This is a genomic window from Streptococcus oralis (genome assembly GCF_001075875.1).
Classification (GTDB): Bacteria; Bacillota; Bacilli; order Lactobacillales; family Streptococcaceae; genus Streptococcus; species Streptococcus oralis_I.
Window position 1 is genome coordinate 1 of the sequence record NZ_JUOS01000172.1, and the last position, 9,317, is coordinate 9,317.

A 9,317-nucleotide genomic window follows, 5' to 3' on the forward strand; every position below is an offset into this window, starting at 1 on the left:
ATTAGGAGCTTTTTGGAGTCTAAAAGACGAACAAAAAGTTCAATCAGCTACCGCGTCAAATTATGATTGATAATAAAAAGTGAGGTCGGGATCTTTTTGTCCCAACCTCTTTTTAGGTGACTAGCATTTTTTTGACCTAGTTTTTCTTATTTACCCAGACAAAATTGGCTGAACAACTGTGTAATGAGTTCATCTGGAGCAGCATCACCAGTGATTTCTCCGAGGATTTCCCAAGTACGTGTCAAATCAACTTGAAGCAAATCAACTGGCATCCCCAGCTCGAGGCCTTCGTTTACAGCTTGTAAGCTTTCAACAGCCTTTTCGATTAATGAAATATGACGGGCGTTGGATAGATAGGTAGCATCTTGTTCGACCAAGCCTGCGTTTTCAAAGAAGAGATTATTGATGCGATCTTCAATCTTATCAATGTTTTGATTTTTGAGGGCCGAAATACGGATGACATCTTCAGGAAGTTCAGTAGTTTCAATAGCCTCAGGTAGGTCAGTTTTGTTAAGTAGGATGATACGGTTGGTATCTTGACTGATTTCTAGGAGTTGTCTGTCTTGTGCTGTTAGTGGTTCACTGGCATTGAGCACCAGTAGAACCAAGTCAGCTTCCTTGAGGGCTTTTTTGGAACGCTCAACACCGATTTGTTCCACGATATCATCTGTTTCACGGATACCCGCAGTATCAATCAACTTAAGTGGTACACCATTGATGTTGACGTATTCTTCGATGACATCTCGAGTAGTTCCTGCAATATCAGTTACAATGGCTTTATCTTCGCGCAGGAGGTTATTAAGAAGGCTAGACTTCCCAACGTTTGGACGACCAATGATAGCCGTTGAAATCCCTTCACGAAGGATTTTCCCACGACGGGCTGTTTTAAGGAGATTAGTTAAGAGTTGCTCAAACTCCAAAGTTTTCTCACGGACAACAGCAGTAGTGGCTTCTTCAACATCGTCGTATTCAGGATAGTCGATATTAACCTCTACTTGTGCTAGTGTATTGAGGATTTCCTGACGAGTATTATTAATCAAGTCAGAAAGAGAACCATCTAATTGTTTGACCGCTATATTCATAGCCTTATCAGTCTTGGCGCGGATGATATCCATCACAGCCTCGGCCTGAGTCAAGTCTACACGACCGTTAAGGAAGGCACGTTTAGTAAACTCTCCAGGCTCTGCCATACGTGCACCTTCACGGATAGCCAGTTGGAGAATTTCATTAGTCACGGCAATCCCTCCGTGGGTGTTAATCTCGATAATGTCTTCACGAGTGAAGGTCTTTGGAGATTTCATAGCCCCAATCATAACCTCGTCCATGACCTTACCAGTTTGAGGGTCAACAATGTGGCCGTAGTTAAGAGTGTGGCTAGCAACCTTGCTCAAGTCCTTGCCTTTAAAGATTTTCTGCGCAATGGCAAAACTATCCGTTCCGCTTAGGCGGACTATCCCAATAGCACCTTCACCAAGCGGTGTCGAGATGGCTGCAATGGTATCAAATTCCCGTGTAATCATTTCAATTCCTTTATAGTTTATTTGTTTGTATAGACTAATATCTCTTCAAATTGTAACAAATTTTAGTATTTTCTTCAATGAATGTTACTTATAAAGAAAAGCCTAAGCAGATTGCTTAAGCTTTACTTAGTGCGCATTTCGCCTTGTGGGAAATAGGTTCCTTCAGGCATATCGTTGATAATGACATGAACAGCAGATTGAGGTGCACCAGTGTTGCGAACAACAGCTTCCGTAACTTCCTTGGCTAGGGCTTTCTTTTGCTCTAGCGTGCGTCCTTCAAATAAATCGATGCGTACAAATGGCATAATTGCGTCCTCCACTAGTTATTTGATTTCTTCTATTTTACCACAATTTGCCGTTTAAAGCTTTGAGAAAATATGGTATACTAGAATGTAGCAAAAATTTAGAAATGGACGTGAAATAGAAGCATGGCACAGTTGTATTATCGTTATGGGACTATGAACTCAGGAAAAACGATTGAGATTCTCAAGGTAGCCTATAACTATGAGGAGCAAGGAAAGGGAGTTGTGATAATGACTTCGGCTCTGGATACGCGTGACGGTGTTGGCTATGTTTCAAGTCGAATTGGGATGAAAAGACCAGCAGTTGCTATTGAGGAAACAACGGATATCTTTGGATTTATCCGAGATTTACCTGAAATGCCTTACTGTGTACTTGTCGATGAAGCCCAATTTTTAAAGCGTCACCATGTTTACGACCTAGCTCGTGTTGTGGATGAGTTAGACATACCTGTCATGGCATTTGGTTTAAAAAATGATTTTCGTAACGAACTATTCGAAGGTTCAAAATATCTTCTGCTCTTAGCAGATAAGATTGACGAAATCAAGACCATTTGCCAGTATTGCAAGAAAAAAGCGACTATGGTGTTGCGTACGCAGAATGGTCTGCCAGTCTATGATGGTGAGCAGATCCAGATAGGTGGCAATGAAACCTATATTTCGGTTTGCCGTAAACATTATTTTGCCCCACTGATAACATCTAAAAAGGAACAAGACTATGACAATTGAACTAAGAGATGTTACAATGGAAAATTATTTTGATGTTCTGCATTTGGATGTTAAGGAATATCAAAAACAATTTATTGCTACCAACGCAATTAGTTTAGCTGAAGCATATGTCTACACAAAAAATGGAGATTTTGTAGCTCCATTGGCAGTTTATGATAATGATGCAATCATAGGTTTTGTGATGTTAGCTTATGATAAAAAAATCGGGATTAGTAATGGAAATTATTTACTATTTCGTTTCATGATTGATAAGCATTTTCAAGATCAAGGGTATTTTAAACCAATTATGGATAAGGTGCTAGACTATGTTCGAACAGAGCCAGCAGGTTTAGCCAATAAACTTTGGTTGTCTTATGAACCAGAAAATGAACATGCAATATCTTGTTACCTCAGTTATGGATTTAAAGAAACTGGGGAAATATTTGAGAACGAAGTAGTAGCCATATACGATTTAACAATTGAGAAATAAGGAGAAAAAATGAACATCTATGATCAACTACAAGCTGTAGAAGACCGTTATGAAGAGTTGGGAGAATTGCTCAGCGACCCTGATGTGGTCTCTGATACCAAGCGTTTCATGGAGCTTTCAAAAGAGGAAGCTTCTACTCGTGATACCGTAACTGCCTACCGCGAATACAAACAAGTCCTTCAAAATATTGTCGACGCTGAGGAAATGATTAAAGAATCAGGCGGAGATGCTGACTTGGAAGAAATGGCCAAACAAGAATTGAAAGATGCTAAGGCTGAAAAAGAAGAGTACGAAGAAAAATTGAAAATCTTGCTCCTTCCTAAAGATCCAAACGATGACAAGAACATCATCCTTGAAATCCGAGGAGCAGCTGGTGGTGATGAAGCTGCCCTCTTTGCTGGCGATTTGCTAACCATGTACCAAAAGTACGCTGAAGCCCAAGGCTGGCGCTTTGAAGTCATGGAGGCTTCTATGAACGGTGTCGGTGGTTTCAAGGAAGTTGTTGCTATGGTATCAGGTCAGTCTGTATACTCTAAGCTTAAGTATGAGTCAGGTGCCCATCGTGTTCAACGTGTCCCTGTGACAGAAAGCCAAGGGCGTGTTCATACCTCTACAGCGACAGTTCTCGTTATGCCTGAAGTGGAAGAAGTAGAGTACGATATTGATCCAAAAGACCTTCGTGTGGATATCTACCACGCTTCTGGTGCTGGTGGACAGAACGTCAACAAGGTTGCGACTGCTGTTCGTATTGTTCACTTGCCAACCAATATCAAGGTTGAGATGCAGGAAGAACGTACCCAGCAGAAAAACCGTGAGAAGGCTATGAAGATTATTCGTGCGCGTGTTGCTGACCACTTTGCTCAGATTGCCCAAGATGAGCAGGACGCAGAGCGTAAGTCTACTATCGGTACTGGTGACCGTTCAGAACGTATCCGTACTTATAACTTCCCACAAAACCGTGTTACCGACCACCGTATCGGCTTAACCCTTCAAAAACTTGATACTATTTTGTCTGGTAAACTAGATGAAGTTGTGGATGCCTTGGTTCTTTATGATCAAACGCAAAAATTGGAAGAATTAAACAAATAATGAAATTAGCTCAAATGTTTAAAGATTTTGAGGAAAAGTTGATAGCACAAGGAGAGGAAGCAGAAAGCCTCTCCTTTGTCTATCGTAGCCTGAAAAATCTATCTTTTACAGACTTTGTCTTTGCCCTTCAGCAAGAAGTAACAGAGGAAGAAAGAAAGTTTGTAGAGGATAATTATATAAAATTGGCAAATCATATACCCGCCCAGTATATTGTTGGTCATGCTGAATTCTTTGGTATGCAGTTAAAAGTAGATGAGCGGGTCTTGATTCCCCGTCCAGAGACAGAAGAGTTGGTGGAGCTCATCCTGGATGAGAATCCGAAGGAAAATCTCAAAGTTCTGGATATTGGAACTGGGAGTGGTGCTATCGCTCTTGCTTTAGCTAAAAATAGACCAGATTGGACAATCACAGCTGCCGATATTTCTCAGGATGCTTTGGATTTGGCGATGGAAAACGCTAACAATCAAGGTCTAACATTATCCTTTATTAAATCTAACTGTTTCTCCGAAATTTCTTCAAAATATGATATAATTGTATCCAATCCACCTTATATATCTCGAGTAGATGAGGCAGAAGTTGGTTTGAATGTTCTCCATTCAGAGCCACATTTAGCCCTCTTTGCAGATGAGGATGGTCTAGCGATCTATCGCAGAATCGCGGAAGAATCAAAGGACTATCTAAATGATGGTGGTAAGATTTATCTTGAAATTGGCTACAAACAAGGACAAAGCGTTCCAGCTCTTTTCAAGAAAAATTTTCCCGAGAAGCGAGTTCGAACTCTGAAAGACCAATTTGGCCAAGATAGGATGGTTGTCATTGATGATGGAGAAAATTAAGCACGAGCTTGAAAATGGTGGAGCTGTTGTTTTGCCAACGGAGACAGTTTATGGACTTTTTGCAAAAGCATTGGATAAAAAGGCTGTTGACCATGTTTATCAGCTTAAATGTCGTCCTAGAGATAAGGCGCTTAATCTGAATGTCGCTAGTCTAGACGATATCTTGAACTTTTCTAAGAATCAGCCACCTTATCTCAATAAACTGGTTGAAAGTTTTTTGCCAGGCCCTTTGACCATTATCTTAGAAGCTAATGACAAGGTTCCTTATTGGGTCAATTCAAATTTGACGACAGTTGGATTTCGCATGCCGAGTCATCCTGTAACCCTGGAGTTGATTCGTGAGTTTGGCCCCTTAATCGGACCTTCTGCCAATATTTCAGGTCAATCAAGTGGAGTAGATTTTCACAAAATTCTTCAAAACTTTGACCAAGTGGTCTTGGGACTAGAAGACGATGATTTTTTAACGGGTCAGGATTCGACTATTTTAGACTTATCTGGCGACAAGGTAAAGATTCTACGCCAAGGAGCGATTACTCGAGAAGATATCCTTGCCAAGATACCAGCCATTCCTTTTGAGGAGGTATGATATGCTACGTGATTTGAAAACAACAGATGTTGCAGCTATTTGTGAGATTAACAAAGAAGCTTTAGGTTATTCGTTTAGTTTAGAGGAAACGTCTAGTCAACTAGCTAAGTTATCTCAAGACCCCCATCACTTTCTACTGGGGTTTGAGGAACCGACCAGCCATGACTTACTTGGGTATGTTCATGCCGAGGTTTATGAATCTCTTTATTCAAAACCAGGTTTTAATATCCTAGCTTTAGCTGTTTTGCCTCAAACACAGGGTCAGGGTATCGGAAAAACTTTACTCCAAGGCTTGGAACATGAAGCAAAAAAACGAGGCTATAACTTTATTCGCTTAAATTCTGCAGACCATCGTTTAGGTGCGCATGCTTTCTATGAAAAAGTTGGTTATACCTGCGATAAGACGCAGAAACGGTTTATTCGCATTTTTTAGTTTGGATTTTATATTCTTGTTGTAAAAACAAACTAAAGACCTGTCACACTATAAAGGAGAAGACCTATGATTTTTGACAAAGATGATTTTAAAGCATATGATACAGATCTTTGGAATGCCATTGCCAAAGAAGAGGAACGCCAACAAAACAACATCGAGTTAATTGCCTCTGAAAACGTCGTTTCTAAGGCTGTAATGGCAGCTCAAGGGTCTATCTTGACCAATAAATACGCCGAAGGTTACCCAGGACGTCGTTATTACGGTGGGACTGATGTGGTAGATGTCGTCGAAACTCTAGCTATTGAACGTGCAAAAGAAATCTTCGGGGCAAAGTTTGCCAATGTCCAACCTCACTCAGGAAGTCAAGCCAACTGTGCAGCTTACATGGCCTTGATTGAGCCAGGTGATACGGTCATGGGGATGGATTTGGCAGCAGGTGGGCACTTGACTCACGGAGCTCCTGTTAGCTTCTCAGGTCAGACCTACAATTTTGTTTCTTATAGCGTTGATCCTGATACCGAACTATTGGACTTTGATGCTATCTTAAAACAAGCACAAGAAGTAAAACCAAAATTAATAGTAGCAGGAGCTTCAGCCTACTCTCAAATTATTGATTTTTCAAAATTCCGTGAAATCGCAGATGCTGTCGGTGCAAAACTCATGGTCGATATGGCTCATATTGCTGGTTTGGTGGCAGCTGGTCTTCATCCAAGTCCAGTGCCTTATGCACATATTACAACAACAACGACACATAAAACTCTTCGCGGACCACGTGGTGGTTTGATTTTGACTAATGACGAAGACATCGCAAAGAAGATTAATTCTGCTATTTTTCCAGGTATACAAGGTGGGCCATTAGAGCACGTTGTTGCTGCTAAGGCTGTTGCCTTTAAAGAGGTATTGGACCCAGCCTTCAAGGAATATGCAGCAAATGTTATTAAGAACAGCAAGGCTATGGCAGAAGTCTTCTTGCAAGACCCTGATTTCCGTATTATCTCTGGTGGTACTGAAAATCACCTCTTTCTAGTTGATGTAACTAAGGTTGTAGAAAACGGAAAAGTTGCTCAAGACTTGCTAGATGAGGTCAATATTACCCTAAATAAAAACTCAATCCCTTACGAAACACTGTCACCATTTAAGACAAGTGGTATTCGTATCGGTGCAGCGGCAACAACTGCACGTGGTTTTGGTGAAGCAGAGAGCCATAAAGTGGCTGAACTTATCATTAAAACCCTTAAAAATGCAGAAAATGAGGCTGTTTTAGAAGAAGTGAGAAGCGAAGTCAAAGCCTTGACAGATGCCTTCCCATTATACGAGGACTAAAATTTTTATGGACATTTATATTAAGAAAGCCATTATCCATCAGTTCAGCCCAGATGACACGGAGTTGTTTCTAGCGGATAAATTTCTCAATATCACTCCAAAAATCGAAGAATACCTGCGCAAGAAAATTGAACGTGTGTATTCAGATGAAGCCAAGACTGGGATTTTCGAAGAAGAAAATCCCTTCTTCAATCACATTACAGACGATTTATTGGAGACATCGGTGATTCTAGCAAATCTCTGGAAAGAGGAGTTTAGCATTTCTGAAAATCTCAAGACCAATGACTTGATTTTTGTGCAATTTTCCAAAGAAGGAGTAGAGCATTTCGCTTTCTTGCGAATTGCCCTGCGAGAAACCTTGACCCATCTGGGTGGAGAAGTTGACAATCCAATCAAGCTAACTCAAAACAATCTACCAGGATTTGGAACAGGTGCAGATGAGGCCTTGGTGGTCAATCTTCAGAGTCGAAAATATCACCTGATTGAAAAAAGAATCAAGTACAACGGGACTTTTTTGAACTATTTTTCTGAGAATCTGATCCAAGCTCAGCCAAAGATTTCACCTAAGAAGTCAATCAAGGAACTTGAAAAAACGGCTCAGAGAATTGCAGAAACCTTCAACACAGACGATTTCCAGTTTCAATCCAAGATCAAGTCTGCTATTTTCAACAACCTTGAAGAAAGTAATGAATTATCTCCTGAAAAATTGGCAAATGACCTTTTTGACAACAATCTCACTGCACGTCTTAGCTTTATTGACCAAGTCAAGGAAGCAGTGCCAGAGCCAGTTCAGTTTGATGAAATCGATGCAAGTCGCCAATTAAAGAAATTTGAAAACCAAAAACTTTCCCTATCAAATGGGATTGAATTAATTGTACCCAATAATATTTACCAAGATGCAGAGTCGGTCGAATTTATCCAAAATGACAATGGTACCTACTCTATCTTAATCAAAAACATCGAGGATATACAAAGCAAATAATGTTTAAATTTATAAGAAGGGTCTTGCTACTTGTTCTTATCTTATTTACTGGCTATAAACTTTTTCATATGTATCAGGATGTTAAGCAGGTTATGACTTATCAATCCTTGGTACGAGAAGTTTTAAGTGAGCAAGATACGCCGGCAAATGAAGAACTAGTCTTGGCCATGATTTATACCGAAACCAAAGGTAAAGAAAGTGACGTGATGCAGTCTAGTGAGTCTGCCAGCGGTACTACAAATACGATCTCTGACAATAGGAGTAGTATTCGTCAGGGAATTCAAACCTTGACTGAAAATCTTTATTTAGCGCAAGAAAAAGGAGTAGATGTTTGGACTGCTGTACAGGCTTATAACTTTGGTCCAGCTTATATCGATTTTATCGCTCAAAACGGGAAAGAGAATACACTTGCCCTAGCCAAACAATACTCACGAGAAACAGTTGCTCCAATTTTAGGAAATACAACTGGAGAAACCTACACTTACCTTAATCCTATTTCACTCTTTAGTGGGGCAGAACTTTACGTTGATGGGGGGAATTACTATTATTCGAGGCAGGTAAGGTTGAATCTCTATATCATTAAACTTTTTAATTTATTTTAAATCGTAAATAATACTAGTAGTAAAAGTGAAAAGATTTAGTTAAATGCAACTAAGTCTTTTTTTGGTTATAAATTGAATTTCCGATAAAAAAATCATCTGAAACCGAATTCCGATACCATAATAATAATTTAATAACTTCGAAGATACATAAATTCTCTAACGTTAAGTATTTTTGTTAAAAATTCACATGATTTCAGACTGAAAAAGAGATTATATAGAAAAAATACGAATATTAAAGATGAAAATAATGAGAAAAACTTGAAAAATATTATAATAGTGATATACTATAATTAATAAATAAGATTGGGAAAATAATAATGAAATTTCATTTTAATGAACGGCAACGTTTTTCCTTGCGGAAGTATAGTTTTGGCTTGGCTTCTGTGTTATTGGGAACTGCCTTCTTTTTGAGTGGGCAAGTCGCTAGCGCTGATGAGACAAATGTTTCA

The 9,317-nt window shown here is 39.6% G+C and carries 12 protein-coding genes; 10 read left to right on the plus strand and 2 right to left on the minus strand.

Annotated features, from left to right (window positions below; translation table 11 throughout):
• Positions 1-146: 146 nt before the first annotated feature.
• Both mnmE and ADM33_RS09105 read right to left on the minus strand, forming a co-directional pair.
• Positions 147-1,520 carry a tRNA uridine-5-carboxymethylaminomethyl(34) synthesis GTPase MnmE gene (gene mnmE / locus ADM33_RS09100; protein WP_049504677.1) on the minus strand — a complete coding sequence of 458 codons (1,374 nt, stop codon included), beginning with the start codon at positions 1,518-1,520 and terminating at the stop codon, positions 147-149.
• Between the two features lie 122 nt (positions 1,521-1,642).
• Complete coding sequence (locus tag ADM33_RS09105) at positions 1,643-1,825, minus strand: 4-oxalocrotonate tautomerase (protein ID WP_001117401.1); 183 nt, start codon at positions 1,823-1,825, stop codon at positions 1,643-1,645.
• Positions 1,826-1,948: 123 nt separating this feature from the next.
• Between ADM33_RS09105 and ADM33_RS09110 the strand changes: the two genes are divergently transcribed.
• The 10 genes from ADM33_RS09110 to ADM33_RS11930 form a co-directional block, all read left to right on the plus strand.
• Complete coding sequence (locus ADM33_RS09110; protein WP_049504679.1) at positions 1,949-2,548, plus strand: thymidine kinase; 600 nt, start codon at positions 1,949-1,951, stop codon at positions 2,546-2,548.
• Positions 2,538-3,017: a GNAT family N-acetyltransferase gene (locus ADM33_RS09115; RefSeq protein ID WP_049504681.1), complete on the plus strand. Its 480-nt coding sequence runs from the start codon at positions 2,538-2,540 to the stop codon at positions 3,015-3,017. The genes ADM33_RS09110 and ADM33_RS09115 overlap by 11 nt, the downstream gene beginning before the upstream one ends.
• A gap of 9 nt (positions 3,018-3,026) precedes the next feature.
• The gene (gene prfA, locus ADM33_RS09120) at positions 3,027-4,106 is read left to right on the plus strand and encodes a peptide chain release factor 1 (protein ID WP_001028815.1); all 1,080 of its coding nucleotides are present in this window, start codon (positions 3,027-3,029) and stop codon (positions 4,104-4,106) included.
• The gene (gene prmC, locus ADM33_RS09125; protein ID WP_049504683.1) at positions 4,106-4,942 is read left to right on the plus strand and encodes a peptide chain release factor N(5)-glutamine methyltransferase; all 837 of its coding nucleotides are present in this window, start codon (positions 4,106-4,108) and stop codon (positions 4,940-4,942) included. The genes prfA and prmC overlap by 1 nt, the downstream gene beginning before the upstream one ends.
• On the plus strand, positions 4,926-5,528 hold the full coding sequence (locus tag ADM33_RS09130; protein ID WP_049504684.1) for an L-threonylcarbamoyladenylate synthase: 603 nt from the start codon (positions 4,926-4,928) through the stop codon (positions 5,526-5,528). Before prmC ends, ADM33_RS09130 begins: the two co-directional genes overlap by 17 nt.
• Before the next feature lies 1 nt (position 5,529).
• Positions 5,530-5,961 carry a GNAT family N-acetyltransferase gene (locus tag ADM33_RS09135; protein ID WP_049504685.1) on the plus strand — a complete coding sequence of 144 codons (432 nt, stop codon included), beginning with the start codon at positions 5,530-5,532 and terminating at the stop codon, positions 5,959-5,961.
• A 66-nt stretch (positions 5,962-6,027) separates the two neighbouring features.
• Positions 6,028-7,284, plus strand: a complete 1,257-nt coding sequence (glyA, locus tag ADM33_RS09140; RefSeq protein WP_049504688.1) for a serine hydroxymethyltransferase — start codon at positions 6,028-6,030, stop codon at positions 7,282-7,284.
• Between the two features lie 7 nt (positions 7,285-7,291).
• Positions 7,292-8,266, plus strand: a complete 975-nt coding sequence (locus ADM33_RS09145) for a nucleoid-associated protein (protein ID WP_049504689.1) — start codon at positions 7,292-7,294, stop codon at positions 8,264-8,266.
• On the plus strand, positions 8,266-8,868 hold the full coding sequence (locus ADM33_RS09150) for a lysozyme family protein (RefSeq protein ID WP_049504691.1): 603 nt from the start codon (positions 8,266-8,268) through the stop codon (positions 8,866-8,868). Before ADM33_RS09145 ends, ADM33_RS09150 begins: the two co-directional genes overlap by 1 nt.
• A gap of 317 nt (positions 8,869-9,185) precedes the next feature.
• Positions 9,186-9,317, plus strand: a 132-nt coding sequence (locus ADM33_RS11930; protein ID WP_152906836.1) for a YSIRK-type signal peptide-containing protein, incomplete at its 3' end; no start/stop codon positions are given.